Consider the following 18941-nt stretch of genomic DNA (forward strand, 5'->3'; position numbering starts at 1 on the left):
GAACTTCGCGTCATCCCCCGCGAAGGCGGGGATCCAGAGTCTCCTGCGCAGGTGCTTCCAAAGTCTGGATTCCCGCCTTCGCGGGAAAGACGGCCAATAAAGTAATTTTCTTCCAATGCTTCACACGACGCCGAGATGTGGCCGAGATGTGAAAGTTGATCTCTCCCACCGAGGGAGAGGGAAACACAGTCTCCCCCCTCAATCGTCCCCGCTGGCCGGCATCGGGCCGTGGGGCAGGTCTGCCTTCCGGCTGCGGAACAGGTTGCCGACGAAGTGGCCGAAATCCTCCATGTAGAGGTAAAGCGACGGCGTGATGTAAAGCGTCAGCACCTGCGACACGCACAGCCCGCCGACCACGGCGAGACCCAGCGGCTGGCGCAGTTCGGCGGCGGCGCCGTGGGCGATAGCGATGGGCAGGGTGCCCATGATCGCCGCCATGGTGGTCATCATGATCGGGCGGAAGCGCAGCAGGCAGGCCTGCTCGATGGCGTCGCGCGCCGCCATGCCGTTGCGCCGCGCCTCCACCGCGAAGTCGATCATCATGATCGCATTCTTCTTCACGATGCCGATCAGCATCAGGATGCCGATGATGGCGATGACGCTGAGTTCGGTGTCGAACAGAATCAGCGTCGCCAGCGCGCCGATGGCCGCCGAGGGCAGGCCGGACAGGATGGTCAGCGGGTGGATGAAGCTCTCGTACAGCACGCCCAGCACGATGTAGATCACCAGCACCGCCGCCGCCAGCAACAGGGCCTGCCCCGCCTGGGCGTCCTGGAACACCTGGGCGGTGCCGGCGAAGCCGGTGGTGATGGTGGCGGGCAGCCCCATCTCGCGCTCCGCCCCGCGGATCAGGTCGACCGCCTGCCCGAGCGAGGCGCCGGGCGCCAAGTTGAAGGACAGGGTGACGGCGGGAAGCTGCCCCTGGTGGGCCACCGCCAGCGGACCGGCCGTGCGCTCCACCCGCGCGAAGGCGTCGAGCGGCACCAGCTTGCCGCTGGTGGTGGAACGGACATAGATGCGCGACAGCGAACTGTCGTCGCCCTGGTATTTCGGCTCCAGTTCGATCAGCACCTGATAGTCGTTGCTGGGGGTGTAGATGGTCGAGACCTGCCGCTGGCCGAAGGCGCTGTAGAGGGTCGAGCGCACCTGATCGACGCCGATGCCCAGCGTCGCCGCCTTCTCGCGGTCGATGTGGACATAGGCCTGGGGGTTGTTGAGCTGAAGGTCGCTGGTGACGTCCTGCAGGATGGGGATGCCGCGCAGCGCCTGCTCCAGCCGGCCGGACCATTGGTACAGCTCGTCCAGGTCCAGGCCCTGGATGGTGTACTGATAGAGGCTCTTGGATGCACGGCCGCCGATGCGCAGGTTCTGCACCGGCTGCATGTAGACCGCCATGCCGGGGATGCCGGCGACCTGACGGCGAAGCTGCTGGATCACCTCGGTCGCCGACGGACGCTCGTCGCGCGGCTTCAGGGTGATGAACATGCGGCCCTGATTGCCGGTGTTGCCGCCGGTCCCGACGGAGGAGATGACGTCGACCACCGCCGGGTTGGCCTTGACGATGGCGGCGACCTGCTGCTGCCGTTCCGCCATCGACGGGAAGGCGATGTCGGCCCGCGCCTCCGTCGTCACGAAGATCTGGCCGATGTCCTCGGTCGGGAAAAAACCCTTGGGGATCGCCTGATAGAGCAGTCCGGTACCGATGATGGTGCCGATCATCACCAGCCCCATCAGCGGCCGGTGGCGCAGGGTCCAGCGCAGGGTCCGTCCATAGCCGTTCAGCAGGGCGGAGAAGCCCGCCTCCAGCGTGCGGCCGAACCACCCTTCCTTCTGGTCATGGGCGTGGGTGAGGAAGCGCGAGCACATCATCGGCGTCAGCGTCAGCGACACGAAGGCCGACGCGGCGATCGACATGGTGACGACCAGGGCGAACTCGTGGAACAGACGCCCGACCACGCCGCCCATCAGCAGGATCGGGATGAAGACGGCGACCAGCGACAGGGTGATCGACAGGATGGTGAAGCCGATCTCGCGGGAGCCCTTGATCGCGGCCTCGAACGGCTTCATCCCCTCTTCGACATAGCGGACGATGTTCTCCATCATCACGATGGCGTCGTCCACCACGAGGCCGACCGCCAGGGTCAGCGCCATCAGCGAGATGTTGTCGACGGAAAATCCCAGCAGATGCATGCCGCCCGCCGTCGCGATCAGCGAGATCGGCACGGCCAGTGCCGGGATCAGCGTCGCCGACAGCCGGCGCAGGAACAGGAAGATCACCAGAACGACCAGCACGATGGTCAGGCCCAGGGTGAACTGCACGTCCTCCACCGCCTGACGGATCGACTGCGAGCGGTCGTTGACCACCTGGATGGCGGCGGCGGCCGGAAGCTGGGTCTGGAAGACCGGGACCAGCTCGCGCACGCGGTCCACCACGTCGACCGTGTTGGCGTCGGGCTGGCGCTGGACCGCCAGCATGATGCTGCGGGTGCCGTTCAGCCAGCTGGCGGTGCGGTCGTTCTCCACACTGTCCAGCACCTTCGCCACGTCGCCCAGCCGCACGGGGGCGTTGTTGCGATAGGCGACGATCAACTGGCGGAAGGCGTCGGCGTCGGGAAGCTGCGGGTTGGCGGCGATCACCAGCTGCTGCTGCTGGCCTGTCAGGGTGCCGACGGGGGTGTTGGCATTGGCGGCGGCCAGCGCCTTCTGCAACTCGTCGATACCGATGCCGCGCAAAGCCAGGGCGTTGGGGTTGACCTGAATCCGAACGGCGTATTTCTGCGAGCCGTAGATCTGCACCTGGGCCACGCCCGGCAGGGTCGCGACCTTTGGCTGGATCAGCGTCTCGGCGATGTCGTTCAGGCGTGCCAGCGGCAGGGTCGGCGAGTTCAGCGACAGGAACAGGATCGGCTGGTCGGCCGGGTTGACCTTGCGGTAGCTGGGCGGCGTCGTCATCTCCGCCGGCAGCCGGCGCTGGGTGCGGGCAAGGGCCGCCTGCACGTCGGCCGCCGCCGCGTCGATGTCGCGTTCCAGCACGAATTGGATGGTGATGCTGGTGTTGCCGAGCGTGCTGTTCGACGTGATGGTGTCGATGCCGGCGATGGTGGAGAACTCGCGCTCCAGCGGGCTGGCGATCGACGCCGCCATCGTCTCCGGCGAGGCACCGGGCAGGCTGGCGCTGACGCTGATGACCGGGAAATCCACCCGCGGCAGCGCCGCAGTGGGCAGCTGGCGGTAGGCCGCCAGACCGCTCAGCACCAGCGCCGCCGTCAGGAGAATGGTCATCACCGGACGGCGGATGCAGAGTTCGGAAAGGTTCACGTCGCCCCCCCGGTGGTCTGCGTCCGGGTGCCGGCGGTCTCCTCAACGGCGGAGCCCTGCCGCCGGCCGCCTTCGGCCGTCTCACCGGAGGGGGGTGCGGCCGGCTTGCCGGCGCGTTCGCTGATCTTGGCGCCGGGGAACAGGCGCGACTGGCCGTCGACCACCACCCGCTCCCCGGCCTGCAGGCCGGAGGCGACGACGCTGAGGCCGCCATGGCTGCGCTCGACGGTGACCGGGCGGACCTCCACCGTCTCGTCGGGCTTGACGACATAGACGAAGCGGCCCTTCTGGCCGGTCTGCACCGCCAGATCGGGGATGGTCAGCGCGTTCTGCTCGACCCGCAGGGTTAGGACGGTGTCGACGAACTGGCCCGGCCACAGCCGGGTGTCGGCGTTCGGAAACTCGCCCTTCACCAGGATGGTGCCGGTCTGCTGGTCGACCTGGCTGTCGACGAAGGACAGCTTGCCCTGCGCCGTCTCGCCGTGACTGCCGGCGATGCTGGCAGTCACGGCAAGCGAGCCGGCGGCCATCGCGGCGCGGATCGCCGGGAGGTGCTTTTCCGGAACGTTGAAGGCGACGTTGATCGGACGAAGCTGGGTCAGGGTGACCAGCGGGTTGGCGTCGGCGGCGCGCACCATGGTGCCGACCTTGGCGGTGATGGTGCCGGTACGGCCGTCCATCGGCGCGGTGATGCGGGTGAAGCTGAGCGCCACCTTCGCCGCCTCGATCGCCGCGAGGTCGGCCTTCACCGTGCCTTCCAGCGCATCGGCGGTGGCGACGGCGGCGTCATAGGTGGTGCGGGAAATGGCGCTGGTGCGCACCAGCTCCCCATAGCGCTTCACGTCGCCCTTGGCCTTGTCCAGATTGGCGCGGTCGCGTTCCAGATTGGCCTGGGCCTGACGCAGCTGAGCGTCGAGCGAGCGGCTGTCGAGCGTGAACAGAATGTCGCCGGCCTTCACCTCCTGCCCCTCGGTGAAGGCAACGGTCTCCACGACGCTGTCGACGCGGGCCTTGATGGCGATGGCGGCGATGGGCTGGACGCTGCCGATGGTGACGATCTGCTCCGGCACCGCCTGCACCGCCACCTTCTGGGTCACCACCGGCACGGTGCGGGCGGATGCCTGCGCCTGGGTCTTCGCCCCATTCGCCGCCCCACCCGCCGTGGTCCCGCTGCCCGCCCCGCCAGTGTGGGACGCATACCAATAGTACCCGCCGCCGCCGATCAGTGCGGCAACAAGCAGGACCAGGAAAAACCGTCTCATAGGCGAGGACTCCAGACGCCGGAGCCGGGGTCCGGCAGCGCTTATATGAAGGGGGGCAGGTTGGTGATGCCGGACATCAGAAGATCGATGACGGAGCGCTCCAGCGCCTCGCGCGGGCGGTCGCCCACCTGCATGATCCCGCCACGGACCATTCCGATGATCAGCAACGGAACGATCTCCAGATCGATCTTGCGGAATTCACCCGACTGCATGCCCTCCGCCAGGACCTGTTGCAGGGCCGTCGCGCTGCGCTGGCTGCGGCGGCGCAGGATGCGGCGGCTGCGGTCGGCCAGATCGGATTGGTCGCCGCCCAGCAGCTTCAACGTCTGCAACTGCTCGCTCAGCGTGCCGACCAGGGCGGAGACCATCGCCGACAGGCGGACGGAGGCGGGAACCTGCTGCGGCGCCAGTTCGGCGTTCAGCTTGTGCTCCAGCCCGCCCAGCGCCCGTTCGAGCGATTCCAGATACAGCTCTTCCTTGGAGGGGAAGTAGCGGTAGAGCGTGGCCTTGCCCACGCCAGCCCGCTTCGCCACCTCCTCCACCTGGACGGAGGCGTAATCGCGGCCGGCAAACAGCTCCGCCGCGGCGTTGAGGATCACCTCGCGCCGGCGAGCGCGCCAGTCAGGTATCTCTTCCGCATCAAGAGGCATGAATGGAACTCACGGGTTTCAAAACTGACGATAGTCGAGATCCTTAGAGTGTCAAGGAACCAGTCTCCAAGAAAAATGAATTCCGCGTCATCTGCGGAAAACCCTTGCCCGGCAAGGGACTGACGGCGTGACGACGGCAGGCGCCGTTCCGTCGCGAAAAAGGCGCGAAGCCCGACCTGCCCAGGCGGAGATGTCTGGGAGGCCGGGCTTCGCGCCCTTGTATCGGAAGGCGATGCCTGCCGGTCAGCTTCGGGTGCTGGGAGAGCGGCCGGTGCCGGTGGAGCCGGTCACGCCCGTGGTGGAGCCGGCCATCGACCCGGTGCCTGCGGAGGCTCCGGCCGGGCCGCCACTGGTGCCGGCGCCGGTCCCCGTGCTGGTCGGCGAGGCCGAGCCGGTGTTGGCGCCGGTCCCCATGCCGAGCCCGGCGGCGCTGCCGGCGGTGGTGGTGTCGGAGCCCTGATGGCCGCCGGTGGTCCCGGACATCGACGTGGAGGTGGTGCCGCCGCCCGCGGTCGCCATGGCGGAGGCCCCGGCGCCGGTGGAACTGCCCCAGCCCGTGGCGCTCTGGTTGCCGGTCTGGCTGCGGACGCGCAGGTTGTTCTGCACGTGCGACACGCCGGACACCGATTCGGCGACATCCTCGGCCCGGCGCTTGGTGTGGCGGTCGGGCACCATGCCGGTCAGCGTCACCTCGCCGCCGCTGACCGTCACCTCGATGTCGGAGGCGTCGATGTAGGCGTCGTCGGTCAGGCGGTCGCTGACATCCTCGCGCACGCGCTCGTCGGAACGGCTGTAGCCACGCGGGCCACGGCCGCGATGCTGGGAGGCACGGCGTTCGTCCTCGCGGCGGCGGCGTTCGGCATCGTCGTCGCCGAACCAGGAGGCGATTTCGTCACCGGCCTGTTCCCAGAAGCCGCGATCACGGTTCCGGCCACGGTCGTCGCCCCGGCGCTCGTACCGGTCGTCGGCATAGCCCCCGCCATAGTCGCTACGGCTTTGCCCGCCGCGGAGCATGCTGCCGCGATCCTCGACCCAGGAGCGGTTGCGGTCGTCACGCTCGTAGCCGCCGCCCCCTTGGCCGCCGCCGTAGCTGGTGGAGGAGCTGCCGCCGAAATCGCGCCGGCTCCAGTCGCCACGCTCCCAATCGCCACGGTCGCGGCCGGCTTCGTAGCCGCCGCCATAGCCGCTGCTCTGGGTGCCGCCCTGGGAACCATAGCCGCGCGAGCCGTAATCGCGGTCACGTTCGCCATACTCGCGCCCGCCATAGCCGAGCGTGCCGCGGCCACGCACGCCACGGTCGCCCTCGCCATACGGGCGCACGCCGTAATCGCGGTCGCGGTAATCGGCGTTGCCGACGTCGCGGTTGGTGTAATTGCCCTCGGTCCCGGCATTGCCGGCGCCGGCATAGCCGCCATAACCGCTGGACCCGGACCGCCCGCCATAGCCGGCGCCGTAGCCGCCGCGGCTCATGTCACGGCCACCGCCGAAGCTGCGGTCATATACGCGCTCCATCTCGCGGGAGGTATCGCCGCGGCGGTCGTCGCTGTCGGAATAGGACTCGCGGCCGTAGCCGCCGGATTCGTTGCCGACGCGCCCGCCATAGCCGGCGTCGCGGTAGCTGCGGCCCTGGTCGTCCTGGTGGCGGTGGGCCTGCGTGCGATACATGCTTTCGTGACGGCGGTCGTCGTCTTGGCCATAGACGCCGGTGCGCTGCGGCCCTTCGCCCCAGTCGCGATGCCGGTTCGGCTCCCGGTCGTCGTCGCGCCAGTCGCGGCCTTCGCCCCGCCACCGATTCTCGTACTGCGCCATCGTGGTCGGCTCCCTCTTTTCCGGATTCTTGGAGTGCGGGCTTCGCGCCACGAAAGGCGTGGGCGCGCCCGTCCTTCCCCGAACAACAGGAGCGGTCAAACGGCGTTCCGGATTTTCAGCGGCCGCCCCCCGGCGATATCGAGAGTTCTGGCACGGCGCTTGCGTGGTGCAGAGCGGTTGGTTCCACGCATCACTTGCGGCTTCGGCGCTTCATGCACCGAAGCCGTTTTCTTTTGCGCCCCATTATTGGGCAGACGTGTCGATCTGCTTAATTTGGCAGCGGCCGGTCGAGCAGACGGGCAACCGCGGCCCCCAACTCTTCATTGAGGAAGGGCTTGTAGATGATCTCGTCCGCATTGAACATGCGCGTCATCTTCAGCAGATAGCCGGCCGGCATGTTGGGCGCACCGCCGGACATGGCCAGGATCTTCACGTCGGGCTGAGCGCTGCGGGCAGCCTTGATGAGTTCGATCCCGTCGACCTCCGGCATCAGCACGTCGGTGACGATCAGGTCGAAGCTGCGGCGGTCGAGCGCGCGGATGGCCGCGCGTCCGTTCTCCGCCTCGGTCACCTCGAAACCGCGCCCTTCCAGATAGCCGGCGACGGACAGGCGAACGGCCGGAGAATCCTCCACGACCAGGATGTTGGGCCGAATGGCACTTCCCATCATACACCCGGTTCCTTTTGGGAACCGCCTTATCGAAAAGCCGGCAACGGCCGGCGGAAGCCCGCCCCTTATCCCCTCACCCGCCGAGAGCCGCGACCGCCGCAGCCGCGTCGGCATGGATCTCGAACAGGGACGAGAAGCCGCTGACGTCGAACACCTCGCGGATGTGCGGCGCCATGGCTGAAAGGGCGATCGAGCCGCGCTTCGTCCGTGCCGCCTTGGCGGCGACCAGCAGGCAACGAAGCCCGGCAGAACTGATGTAGGAAAGCTGGGCCATATCGACAACAAGCCGCGTGCCTTCGGCGCCGATGGCCGACAGCAGAGCCGATTCGAATTCGCCGGCATTGCCGCTGTCGATCCGCCCCTCCGCCCGCAGAACGGTGACGCCGTTGACCGACTGTTCGGTGATGTTCATACCCTGCCCTCGCCTCGAATTACCACGTTGGTGCTTATACCATGTCGGCTGGCGCCCGACGATGCATTCGCGGTGCAGCGGATGCTTCCTCCCGGCCGCCGCCGTCAGGCGACCGGATCGGACAGCGCCGCCAGGGCGGAGACCGGAGCGTCCGCCGCCCCGCGCCAGCGCAAGACGAGACAGGTGATGTCGTCGGACTGCGGCGCCCCGGCGGTGAAGCGGGCCACATCGGTCAGCACCCCGTCCAGCCCGTCGCGGGCGGACGCGCTGGACTGGCCGGCGACCGCGGCGGCAAGGCGGGGGTCACCGTACATCACCTCCTCGCCGTTGAACGCCTCGGTAACGCCGTCGGTGAACAGGAAGACCATGTCGCCGGTGTCGAGCATGACGCTCTTCTCGCCGAAGGGCATGTCGGGCATGGCGGCCAGCGCGATGCCGGGGGTGCGCTCCAGCTCCTTCACCGCGCCGGACGCGGTCATGCGCAGCGGCGGGTTGTGGCCGCCGTTGGAATAGGCCAGCACGCCGGTGCGCAGGTCCAGCTCGCCATAGAAGACGGTGACGAACATCATCTGTTCGTTCTCCGCCGCCAGCAGGTTGTTGACCCGGCGCATCGTCTCCGCCGGGCCGACGCCCGATTCGGCGATGGCGCGAAGCATCGTGCGGGTGATCAGCATGAAGAAGGCGGCCGGGATGCCCTTGCCCGACACGTCGGCGATGACCAGCGCCACCTTGTGCTCGGAGATCGGGAAGAAGTCGTAGAAATCGCCGCCGACCTCCTTGGCCGGGATCATGCGCGCCGCAATGTCCAGCTCGGCCAGATCGGGGAAGACCTGGGGCAGGATGGTCAGCTGCATGGTTCGGGCGATCTCCAGTTCCTGCTGCAGGCTGATGAGGCGGCGCTTGTCCTCCAGGGCCTCGCGCAGGTCGCGCACCATCTGGGTCAACTGCACCTGCTGGGTGCTGACCCGCGTCGCCAGACGGGAGAAGCCCAGCGCCAGCAGGCCAAGCTCGTCGCCCACCCCCTTGGATTGCGAGGACTGGGCGTCGTGGGTCTCGGCCTCGATCTGGCGAAGCTCCTCCAGCAGGGTCTGGCGGGCATCCTCCTCCAGCGTGACGGCCAGCGCCTCCATCTGGCGGCGGATGAAGCGCTGCTGGCGGCGCAGGCGGCGCTCGCGCTGGCCGGCGCTACGCTCGATCTCGCGCATCACGCCGCGGAAGACCTCCACCGCGCCGGCGATGCGGCCGATCTCGTCATTGCCGGCCGGCAGTTCGACATAGCCCATGGACCGGCCGTGGGAGAGGTCCTGAAGAGCCTTCACCGCCCCGTCGAGCGTGGAGAAGTTCCGCCGCAGGAAGCCGTAGAGCAACCCCAGCGCGCCCAGCAGCACCAGCCCGACCGCCGCGACATAGGCGACCGACCACAGCGCCTGCTCCTCCACCGCCTGGGTGACGTCGGAGGCGATCAGCACGGTGGCGACGCGGCCGCCGGCGAGATCGGCCACCGGCAGGCTGGCCAGCGCGTAGCGGCGCCCGCCGTCGGCGACATGGGTGATGCTGCGCTCTGCCGGTCGGACCAGCGGCTTGACCGCCGGCCAGAGCGGATCGGTCTCTCCATCCAGGGCGGCGCCGCTGCGGCTGACGGCGAAGACGCGCCCGCCGGTGGTCCGCCGCAGCACGTCGAGCGCGGCGACGAAGTCCAGGCCGGCCACCGCCGCACCGGTGACGCCGGCCCCGCTGCCCGCGCCGCCTCCGGCCCCGGTCCCGGCATAGATCGGCACGCCGGCCACCACCACCAGGCGCTCGCCATCGACCAGACGGACGCCGCGCGCCAGCTTCTGCCCGGACAGGATGGCGTCGAGCGCGCCGCGATTCAGCAATGGCGCCGGATCGAAGGCCGGATCGCTGCTGTAGAGCAGGTCGCCCGACTTCGACAGCAGGTTTACGTCGGTGATGCCGCCGGTGGCGGGGGCGGCGAGAATCCCCAGCGCGGCGACCCGGCGGTCGAGCGCGCCGCGCTCCTCCACCTCGACCGCGCGGGCGATCTCGGCGTCGCCGGCCAGCCGGCCGAGTCCCTGGTCGATGCGGCCGACGGCGCCCGAAACGGCGAGCTGCCAGGAGGTTTCAAGCCGCGCCAGTTCAAGCTCGCGCGCGCGCTCGTCGGCGGCGTCCTCGCGCAGGGCGGCGAACCCGAGAAGCAGGCCGGCCACGATGGTGACGGTGGCGAGCACGAACAGGATGATGCGGGTCTGGAGCAGCATGGGGGTCTCTCAGCTCCGCGGAACAACGATAGGCCGCGCCAGCAGCAAGGCCAACCCGGCGGGAAGCAGGGCCGACGCGGCAAGCAAGCCGCCGTCCCAATCGACCGCCACCGCCCAAAGCAGCGCGGCCAGGACACCGACCGCCAGCGCCCGCAGGATCGATGGAAGGCCACCGTCCCCGGTCTGCCGCCGCACATAGGACAGCGCCAGCCCGGCGGCGAAGCCTCCCGACGCCGCACCGAGCAAGCCGGAGGCCAGAGCGGACGTCGAAAGCGCGGCAATCGCCGCGACTGCCGCCGCCAGCAGAAGCAGCGCGGTCAGCAGGGCGGCAATCCGGCGCAGGCGGGCGGGAACCGCGTAACCGGCGGCCAGACCGGCAAGCGCGACCGCCGGCAGAGCGGCGAGCATGCCGCCGGACAGGTCCGCAGCACCCGCCCCAATGCCCGTCGCCAGCATCGCCGCGGCGGACGCTGCCAGCAGGGCGAAGGAATGGATGTCGTCGGCGCGGGAATCGACCTCGCGCCGGGGAGCGGCCTCAAGACCGGAGCCGAGCGCCTCCAGCGCGGAGCGGCGGGTGCGGTCGACGGCCTCGGCGACCTCCGGGTCGAAGACGGCGGCGCGAACCTCTTCCGCATGGGCGGCGAAGCGTTGGCGGCGCTCGTGCAGGCCAAAGACCACGGCGTTGAAGGAGAAAAGCAGACGGCCGACCTGATCGCGCGGACGGCGGCCCAGCAGCGTGGCGAAACGGCCGGCCGCGGCCTCCTTCATCGCGCGGGCCAGCCGGCGCAGCGGCGCGCGGAAGCTGGCGCGGGCCAGCACGCCGGCCAGTTCGGCCAGCAGCAGCAGGACCGCCAGACCGCCCAGCGCCACGGTCGCCAGCTCGCCGGCGATCTGGCCGCGCACCTGACCGGGCTGTACGCCAACCAGCACATGGCCGGCGGGCGGCTGCCCCACCCCACCGCCGCCGCCTTCCGAGGACAGGCGGCCGATGCGCACCGGCAGGCGCAGGATCAGGAAGCCGTCGCGCTCGATCGGCTGGAGGGTCGCGGCGCGGGTCTCGGGCGTCGGCAGGCTGCGCAGCGAGGCGGCCAGCGTTTCCATCTGCTTGCGGTCGGGAAGGGAGCCGCCGGTGGCCGCCGATTGGAGAAGCGCGCCATCGGCGCCGGTCAGCGCCAGGAAGCCGATGTCAGCGTTGCGGTCGGCGATGCCCTGGAGAAAGGCGCCGACCCCCTCGATGCGCGGAAGCGGGATACCGTAGCCGATGGCGCGTTCCAGATCGTGCTGAACCGCCTCCGCCACCGCGGCGGCCTTGCCGGCGCGCGCCTCGCCCAGCTGGTCCTGCGCCAGCCAGGTGCCGAGAAGCCCGACCCCGGCCATAGCCAGCGCCGCGGCCAGCAGGATGACGGCGGGAATGCCGAGCATGAAGGAGCGGTGGCTGCGCGATGTCATGCGAGTTCGTCCAGGCGGGCGACTTCGCGCTCCGCCTCGTCGAGGATGGTCAGGCGCCGCCGCACCGCATCGGTGAAGGCGGGTGCCGGCAGGCCGAGTGCCTGGGCGGTGGATCGGGCCATGGATTGGGGAGCGGAAGGGGCGGGAAGAGCGGTCGCACCCTCCCCCAGCCCTTCCAGTGCGGCGGCGAGATCCGCCAGAGACCGCCGCGGCCCGGCGGCGATCCCCAGCCCGGCCAGCCAGCCGACCAGGGCCAGCGGCAGCACGATCAGAACCGCGCCGATGGACAGGGTCAGGGCATAGTGGCGCATCGGCTCGGCCATCGCGCCGGACGGCATGCGCACCAGGACGCTGCCGGCCGCGGTATCGAAGCTGGTGGCGAGACCGACGCCATAGACCCGCTCGGCCCCGCGCACCTCCGACCAGAAGCCGCTGACGTCGCCGTCAGGGCCGCCGGGGCTGTCGGACGCCGATGCCGGGCGGGGCGGCAGCGCCTCCCCCACCTCCACCGCGTTGGTGGAGAAGAGAATGGTGCCGGCCTCGTCGAGAACGGCGACGGACTGGATGCCGGGAAGGGCGGCGCGGGCGCGGGCCAGCAGCACATCGACCTGTGGCAGGTCGCCCAGCGCCAGGCCGAGATTCAGCTGGGTCTCGAGCGACGTCTTCGCCTCGCTCAGCACGAAGCCGACCTGGGAGGACACGGCCTCGTCCAGGCGGCGCGCCTGTTCGCGCGTCCACAGCACGACGGCGGACAGGCCGGCGACGAACACCGCCACCGCCACGAACGCCGCCAGCCGCGCCCCGAAACTGCCCGATCCCATCCCGGTCTTCTCCCTCCGGCCGATCCGCAACGGCGCGATCAGCGCCACCCAATCAGTGCGGCCCAATCAGCGCGGATCGCGCTCCCGGCCGCACAGCGCGTACCAGCGTTGCGACGCCCCCTCGCCCGCCGCGACGCGGCCCCAGACATGGCCGCGGTCGAACACGTCCCAGCGGGAGGCCAGTTCCTCCACCGCGACCAGTTCGGCGCTGGCGGTGTCGAAGACCGGGTCGACGGTGAAGTCGCGGTGGACCAGCAGCCGCACCAGATCGCCGCCGACGCGGATCAGCCGCTTCGGATAGATGCCGTGCCGCGCCAGATGACCCCAGCTGCGGTGGTTGCGCGTGCTGACGGTGGTGACGAGATGCCGGCGGCCGAGCGCCTCCGCCACCTCGATCCGCCAGTCGATCAGGCGGTGATGCAGCCCGCGCCCGCGCTCCGACGGATCGACCATCGCCGATGACATGTGCGCGACCCAGGGCAGCTCCGCTTCCGGCAGATCGAGGTCGCGACCCCGGTTGGGATCGGTGGCCGACGGCAGGCCCAGTGCGCCGTAGGCGACCAGCGCGCCCTTGCGGAAGATGCCGGCAGTCAGGCCCCGGTCGCCCAGATGGTCGGTGACGAAGTTCCCGACCTCGCCCGCCATGCGGTAATGGTCGGGGTCCTCCAGCGTCGCCACCACGCGGACGCGGAAGTCGGCGAGCAGATTGGAATCGTCCAGGTCCATCATGCGGACGCTCAGCCCGTCCGGCAGGTCGGCGGCCAGCGCCCGCAGGCGGACGGCGGCGACCGCGCGCGCGGCGTCGCCGCGCAGGGGGATCGCGCCGAACGGCAGGGGGACGGGGGGCAGGACGCTCATAATTCGCCACTCACGATTCGATGATTTCCGCGAAGTTCAGGAGGCCGATGGGCGGGTAATATTCCAGTGCCCGCACCGTGGCCATGTTGATGATGACGGAGAAGCGCTTCAGCGTTTCCACCGGGATTTCCGCCGGCTTGGCGCCGTCGAGCAGGACCTGCGCCGCCTTGAAGGCGGTGAAGCGGCCGATGCCGTAGGCGCTGCTCGCCAGCGCCAGCATCGCCTTGTCGGTGCGCACGATCAGCTCGGTGACGGAGAAGGTCGGCAGATGCAGCCGCAACGCCTCCGCCGCCACGACACTGCGGTTGTGGAAGGCGATGAAGGTGTCGGGGCCAATATACAGCATCTCCGCTCCGCGCTGCGCCGCACGGGCGATGGCGTCTGGAACCGCGGCGGAAATCGGCTCGCCCCGGTCGTTCAAGGGCACCGGCTCCTCGATCAGTTCCAGCCCGCGCAGAGCCGTCTCCGCCCGCAGCCCCTCGATGGTGAGGACGGAGTTGCGCTCCTGCGGGTTGTAGACGACGCCCAGCCGCTTGATCGGGCGATAGGCCTGGATGGTGTTCAGTTGGACCGCGATGGGGGCGATGTGGATGGTGCCGGTGACGTTGCGCCCCGAACGGGCGAGGTCGGGTACGATCTTCGCGTCCACCGGGGCGGCGACGAAGGTGAAGACGACCGGGATGTCGGTGACGTATTTGCGCGGATCGGGCTGGTCGAAGGGACCGATGAGGCCGCGGGTCTGCGGCGTGCCCCAGCTGTAGATCAGATCGGGGCGGGTGTCCTTGATCTCTTCGATGATGCCCGGCAGCTTGGCGGTGTCGCCGCCGGTGTTGCGGATGGTGTAGTCGACCTTCAGGCCGCGGCGCGCCAGATAGTCTTTGAAGCCGTATTCGTTGTCGCTCTCGCCGCGGCCCAGCACCATGGTGATGCGGAAGGTCCTGTCCGGCACAGCGGCGGCGAGCGCCGACCCGATCAGCGCGTTGCCGGCCAGCGGCAGGCCCGGCAGCGCCAGCCCGCCGGCGGCGGCCAGCCGCAGCAGCGAACGGCGGCGGATGCGGAGGAGGTCGTCCTCGTCGAAGAAGTTCGCGCTCATCGCGGTCAAGCCTCCTGCGGCCGGGTCGCTGGGGTGGCCGGCCGGCCGGTGCGGAAGAGAATCCAGAACAGCAGGGCGCTCGCCCCGCACAGAAGGCCGATGCCAAGCATCGCCTCCCGGTAGGAGGTGGCCACCGCCACCGCCATCGCGGTGACGGGGCCGAGCGCGCCGCCGAGCCGCTCGATCAGACGGTACCAGCCGATGGCCGCGGTCTCCTGCAGGCCGCCCTCGCGGGCGATCTGCGAGACCAGCGTCAGCTGCGGCGCGCCGACCAGCGCCTGGGACAGCCCGAACAGGGCGATGGCCAGCGGCGGCCCCCACAACGCCTGGGTGGCGACGATGGGCAGGCAACTGGCCAGCGTGCCGATGCCGCCGGCGGCGATGAAGCCGCGCCGCGCCTGCCAGCGGTCGGACAGGCTGGCGGCCAGCGGTGACACCAGGATGAAGGCGACGAAATACATCATCTGCACCCGGCCGATCTCCGCCTTGGTGGCGCCGTCGGCGGTCAGCAGAAGCGGGACGAGGCAGAAGAGGAAGGCGGTGGAGGCGATCTTGGTCGGGATCGCGCTCAGCACCATCAGGGCGGAGAAGCGGAAATCGCGGAACAGCGGCAGCGCGCTGCCCATCGCCGGACGCGCTGCCGCGCTGGCCGGACGCGCTGCCGAGCGCCCGCGCAGGAGCAGCAGGCTGACCGACAGGCCGGAACCCAGCGCCAGGACCGCGCCCAGCAGGAAGGTGGCGCGGAAGCCCGCCTGATCGGCGATGATACCGCCGCCGACCGGGCCGCAGACGCCGGCAGCCAGCAGGGCGCCGATGAACATCGCCATGCCCGCTGCCCGGTTGCGCGGCGTGGTGTGGTCCACCACGATGCCTTGCGCGGTGATGAGCACCAGCCCATAGCCGAGCGCGGTCAGGCAGCGCCACAGCATCAGTTCGAACAGCGAGCCGGCATAGGCGGTCAGCGCCAGGCTGACGGAGCCCAGCAGCGCCCCGATGGTGAAGGAGCGCGCCCGGCCCCAGCGTTCGGAGAAGCGCGCCCCGCCCGGCTGCGACAGCGCCCAGATCAGCATGAACAGCGTGATCGGCAGGCTGACCACCATGTCCGGCGTCAGCCACGGCACCTCGCCGGCGAAGGATTTGGCATAGGCCGGCAGGAAGGGGCGCGACAGCTCTTCCGACAGGCAGAACAGGAAGACCGGCAGACGCAGGAAGACGAGGTTCAGCGGTGTCGGCGGCGGGGTCGCGGACTGCGGATCGCGGAAGCGGAACCGGCCGGCGAGCGCGGCCAGCCCGGCCTCCGCCCGGTCGACCCGCGGATCGTCGTTGCCCAGCCGCCGCCGCAGCTCCGCCACCCGCGCGGCAAGTCCGGCATGGCGGTCGTTGACGCTGTCGAGCGCGGCCCGCACGCCGCCTTCCAGCGCGCGGTCGTCATTGGCGCCGGCGGCCTGCGTTCCGGCAGGTTCGGCGATCACCGGCAAGGTGGCGCGGAAATCGCCCTCTTCCGACCTGTCCGCCAGCAGCCGCAGGGTCAGCACCCGCCGCATGGCGAGATTCACCACAAGCTGCAGCACTTCGAAGATCAGCAGAACGGAGACGATGACCACCGACAGCACGTCGAGCGCCAGATCGGTGGAGGCCTTCGCCAGGAAGGCGCTGTCGATGCCGACATGCAGCGCGCCGGCCGACGCGCCGGTCCCGCCCAGCGGGTTCTCGACATCGACGAAGCCGCTCACCAGCCGTCCGTCGGCGGGGCCGGACAGCCGGCCGGCCGGCACGGACGACAGCCCGGCGAGCGGCTTGCCCGCCGTCGCCACGATGCGTCCGGCAGGATCGGTGACCGCGATGTAGGCGATGTCGTCGTGGCGATCGACCTCCGCCGCCAGCAGGGCGTCGAGGCCGGCCATGCGGTCCAGCGGGATACGGACGCCGAGGCCGCGGTCGATCTGCGCCGCCAGCAGGCCGCCGACCGTCTGCGCCTTGCGCGCGAGTTCCGGCTGGAACAGCGGGTCGAAGCTGCGCAGAGACAGCCAGGATGCCGCCCCCGCCGCCACGAGCAGGACCGCCACCGTGACGATGGTCAGCCGCAGCACCAGCGCGCTGATCGGGTCGCGCTGCCGGGCCGGCGCGGCCGGCGCGGCGCTGGATTGTCCTTTTCCGGTCACGGCGCGGCCCCTTTCGGCATCGGCGATGCCATGTTCACCGATGGACTGCCGAGGGGAGCCATCGCATCCAGCTCCCGCTCCAGGTCCTCGATGGCGCGGTCGGCGTCGGCGATGCCATGGTTCAGACGGTCGCGCACCACACCCAGGGGTGCCGCGCCGGCGGCCAGTCCGCGGCGACCGCCGCCCTGGCGCACGACGACGAAGACGGCGGCGAAAGTCGCAAGCGCGGCGATCAGCACCAGGACCAGGGTTCCGAAGCGCAGCCCGCCTTCGACCGCCGCGACCCGCGCCTTCAGGCCGGTGAGGGAGGAGCGCAGGATCACCTCGCCCACCGTCTGGCCGAAGCTGTTGCGCACGCCGGTGCCGATGACCAGCACGTCGCCATCGACGCGCTGGCGCAGCGTGCTGCCGGGATCCTCGCTCCAATGGATCGGGCTGGGGTGGCCGACGCTGTTGCGGTCGGATGCGAACAGCACGATGCCGCGGTCGTCCACCACCTCCACCCCGAGGATCTCCTCGCCGGAGGCGGCGCGTTCGGCCTGCGCCTGCAGATCGACCAGTTCGGACAGATCGAGCCCCAGCGTCAGCCCATATTCGACCCGGCGCCTCATCTCGTCCGCCACCACCGTCAGGCGGGACGTCGTGACCTCGCGCAGCTTCTGTTCGAATTTCAGCCCGGACAGGGCGACGGACAGCAGAACGGCCGTCGCCACCGTCGCGGCGATGACGGCGCCCGTGCGTAAGGCCAGCACGCCGCCGAGCCTCATCGCATCCCTACATGACGAATTGGTGATACATCAGCCACGGATCGCCCAAAGCTCCATCGCCACTTGGGGGAAGTCACCCGCTAGATGAACCGCGATTCCGCCCGATGTTGCAAGCTGTTTCCAAATCGGGCTACCGCGTTCGAGTTCGAAATACACGGCCCCGGCATGATAGGGCAGTTGCCGGGGTGCGACGGGCAGCGGTCTTACTCGGATGCCAGGCAACTGGACATTGACCAGTTCGCGGATTTGTTCGACCGGACCGATCTTGACCAGCGCCGGGAAGTTGCGGCGCAGCGCCTCTCCCGGCATGTCCGCCCGCACCGCCAGCACGAAGGTGGCGGTGGTGATGAGCGAGCGGTCGGCGATGGTGCCGACGCGGATGCCGTATTTGCGTTCCAGCAGGTCGATGGGGATGGCGGTCTGTTCCAGCACCGCGCTGAGCGAGCGGCGGATCTCCGCCATCACCGGCTCCATCGTAGCCTGCAGGTCGTCGTGCCGATAGGGCGGGAAGGCAGGTGGCCGCTTGTTGACCGCGGTGAAGGTGGCCAGTTCGCCGGCCAGCGACAGCATCATGCCGTGCAGCCGTTCCGGATGGATGTCGGGCATGCGGGCGATGTTGGCGAACAGCGGTTCGGAGCGGTTGGCGACCTGAAGCATCAGGAAATCGGCCATCTCGCCGGCGCCGCGCCCGTTGGACCCGGCGACGCGGGCGGCCAGCGCCTCCGACCGGCTGTTCAGCAGTCCCTGGATTTCGGTGACGTAGCCGGCCAGCGGGGCCAGCGCCTGGACGTTCAGGGCCGGCGGGATATAGCGCTCGTCCAGCGTGGCCCGGCGGTCCGACCGCACCTCCTGGATGCGGGCGAGGCCGAGGCAGTGGTAGCCGGCACGCTCCTGCCGTTCCAGCCGGTAGCGCAGGCGCAGCCGCCCGGTGCGGATGCGCGACACGCTGGCCGACCCGGCGATGGCGTCGACCGTCTCCGTCTCCTCGCCGACATAGCGGGTGGCGGCGTCGGCGCTCTCGCCGACCTCGAACTCCACGCCGCCGCGCTGGCGCACCGGCAGGGCCAGATAGACGATGCTGTTGGCCAGCGTCTCCGGCAGGTCGAGCGGCGGCGGCGGATCGTCGTCGTCGGGGATGTTGATCGGCGTCCCATCCTCCAGGATGCCCTTGCAGCGCAGCACGGCGAACTTGCCTACGGCCAGAAGCTCGCGGTTGATCGTCAGCTCGCTGATGCCCCAGGCGAATGGGCGCAGGCCGGCCACCCGGCCGCGCACCAGCCGTTCGACGTAACGGTCCTGCTGCTGGAAATGCTGCGCCCGCAGGAACATGCCTTCGGACCAGATGACCTTGTCGTCCCAACTCATGGGCGCTTTCCCTCTTGCAGGCTGGTGGTCGTCGTCATGGGTCGTCT

General features: G+C 69.8%; 14 protein-coding genes. All 14 read right to left on the reverse strand.

The window, feature by feature from the left end; all coding sequences use genetic code 11:
* Nucleotides 1-198: 198 nt before the first annotated feature.
* Nucleotides 199-3318 (reverse strand): efflux RND transporter permease subunit, encoded by a 3120-nt coding sequence (locus ACCD06_RS11470; protein ID WP_109073071.1) that lies wholly within the window; start codon nt 3316-3318, stop codon nt 199-201.
* Entirely contained in the window at nt 3315-4580 is a 1266-nt protein-coding gene (locus tag ACCD06_RS11475; protein ID WP_136704172.1) for an efflux RND transporter periplasmic adaptor subunit, read from the reverse strand. The genes ACCD06_RS11470 and ACCD06_RS11475 overlap by 4 nt, the downstream gene beginning before the upstream one ends.
* A gap of 41 nt (nt 4581-4621) precedes the next feature.
* The gene (locus ACCD06_RS11480) at nt 4622-5230 is read right to left on the reverse strand and encodes a TetR/AcrR family transcriptional regulator (RefSeq protein ID WP_109073069.1); all 609 of its coding nucleotides are present in this window, start codon (nt 5228-5230) and stop codon (nt 4622-4624) included.
* 243 nt (nt 5231-5473) lie between these two features.
* Nucleotides 5474-7039 (reverse strand): BON domain-containing protein, encoded by a 1566-nt coding sequence (locus ACCD06_RS11485; protein WP_413340735.1) that lies wholly within the window; start codon nt 7037-7039, stop codon nt 5474-5476.
* A gap of 268 nt (nt 7040-7307) precedes the next feature.
* Nucleotides 7308-7709: a response regulator gene (locus tag ACCD06_RS11490; RefSeq protein ID WP_109073067.1), complete on the reverse strand. Its 402-nt coding sequence runs from the start codon at nt 7707-7709 to the stop codon at nt 7308-7310.
* A gap of 73 nt (nt 7710-7782) precedes the next feature.
* The gene (locus tag ACCD06_RS11495; protein WP_085089672.1) at nt 7783-8121 is read right to left on the reverse strand and encodes an STAS domain-containing protein; all 339 of its coding nucleotides are present in this window, start codon (nt 8119-8121) and stop codon (nt 7783-7785) included.
* Between the two features lie 104 nt (nt 8122-8225).
* Nucleotides 8226-10379, reverse strand: a complete 2154-nt coding sequence (locus ACCD06_RS11500) for a PP2C family protein-serine/threonine phosphatase (protein WP_413340738.1) — start codon at nt 10377-10379, stop codon at nt 8226-8228.
* A 9-nt stretch (nt 10380-10388) separates the two neighbouring features.
* Nucleotides 10389-11828, reverse strand: a complete 1440-nt coding sequence (locus tag ACCD06_RS11505; protein WP_413340740.1) for a hypothetical protein — start codon at nt 11826-11828, stop codon at nt 10389-10391.
* Entirely contained in the window at nt 11825-12715 is an 891-nt protein-coding gene (locus ACCD06_RS11510) for a hypothetical protein (protein ID WP_413340741.1), read from the reverse strand. Before ACCD06_RS11510 ends, ACCD06_RS11505 begins: the two co-directional genes overlap by 4 nt.
* Entirely contained in the window at nt 12716-13507 is a 792-nt protein-coding gene (locus tag ACCD06_RS11515) for a GNAT family N-acetyltransferase (protein ID WP_413340743.1), read from the reverse strand.
* Nucleotides 13508-13517: 10 nt separating this feature from the next.
* Nucleotides 13518-14600: an ABC transporter substrate-binding protein gene (locus tag ACCD06_RS11520; RefSeq protein ID WP_413340745.1), complete on the reverse strand. Its 1083-nt coding sequence runs from the start codon at nt 14598-14600 to the stop codon at nt 13518-13520.
* Between the two features lie 5 nt (nt 14601-14605).
* A complete protein-coding gene (locus tag ACCD06_RS11525; RefSeq protein WP_413340747.1) occupies nt 14606-16762 on the reverse strand; it encodes an MFS transporter in 2157 nt (718 codons plus the stop codon).
* Complete coding sequence (locus ACCD06_RS11530; RefSeq protein WP_413340749.1) at nt 16759-17529, reverse strand: hypothetical protein; 771 nt, start codon at nt 17527-17529, stop codon at nt 16759-16761. Before ACCD06_RS11530 ends, ACCD06_RS11525 begins: the two co-directional genes overlap by 4 nt.
* A gap of 30 nt (nt 17530-17559) precedes the next feature.
* Complete coding sequence (gene tssK, locus ACCD06_RS11535; RefSeq protein ID WP_109073059.1) at nt 17560-18894, reverse strand: type VI secretion system baseplate subunit TssK; 1335 nt, start codon at nt 18892-18894, stop codon at nt 17560-17562.
* Nucleotides 18895-18941: the final 47 nt, after the last annotated feature.

It is taken from the genome of Azospirillum sp. CT11-132 (genome assembly GCF_047302835.1).
Classification (GTDB): Bacteria; Pseudomonadota; Alphaproteobacteria; order Azospirillales; family Azospirillaceae; genus Azospirillum.

Bases quoted from the DNA above. Each gene is read 5' to 3' on its own strand.
- ACCD06_RS11500 (WP_413340738.1), bottom strand. From the start codon at position 10,379: ATGCTGCTCCAGACCCGCATCATCCTGTTCGTGCTCGCCACCGTCACC.
- ACCD06_RS11490 (WP_109073067.1), bottom strand. From the start codon at position 7,709: ATGATGGGAAGTGCCATTCGGCCCAACATCCTGGTCGTGGAGGATTCT.
- ACCD06_RS11480 (WP_109073069.1), bottom strand. From the start codon at position 5,230: ATGCCTCTTGATGCGGAAGAGATACCTGACTGGCGCGCTCGCCGGCGC.
- ACCD06_RS11530 (WP_413340749.1), bottom strand. From the start codon at position 17,529: ATGAGGCTCGGCGGCGTGCTGGCCTTACGCACGGGCGCCGTCATCGCC.
- ACCD06_RS11520 (WP_413340745.1), bottom strand. From the start codon at position 14,600: ATGAGCGCGAACTTCTTCGACGAGGACGACCTCCTCCGCATCCGCCGC.
- ACCD06_RS11485 (WP_413340735.1), bottom strand. From the start codon at position 7,039: ATGGCGCAGTACGAGAATCGGTGGCGGGGCGAAGGCCGCGACTGGCGC.
- ACCD06_RS11495 (WP_085089672.1), bottom strand. From the start codon at position 8,121: ATGAACATCACCGAACAGTCGGTCAACGGCGTCACCGTTCTGCGGGCG.
- ACCD06_RS11515 (WP_413340743.1), bottom strand. From the start codon at position 13,507: ATGAGCGTCCTGCCCCCCGTCCCCCTGCCGTTCGGCGCGATCCCCCTG.
- ACCD06_RS11505 (WP_413340740.1), bottom strand. From the start codon at position 11,828: ATGACATCGCGCAGCCACCGCTCCTTCATGCTCGGCATTCCCGCCGTC.
- tssK (WP_109073059.1), bottom strand. From the start codon at position 18,894: ATGAGTTGGGACGACAAGGTCATCTGGTCCGAAGGCATGTTCCTGCGG.
- ACCD06_RS11475 (WP_136704172.1), bottom strand. From the start codon at position 4,580: ATGAGACGGTTTTTCCTGGTCCTGCTTGTTGCCGCACTGATCGGCGGC.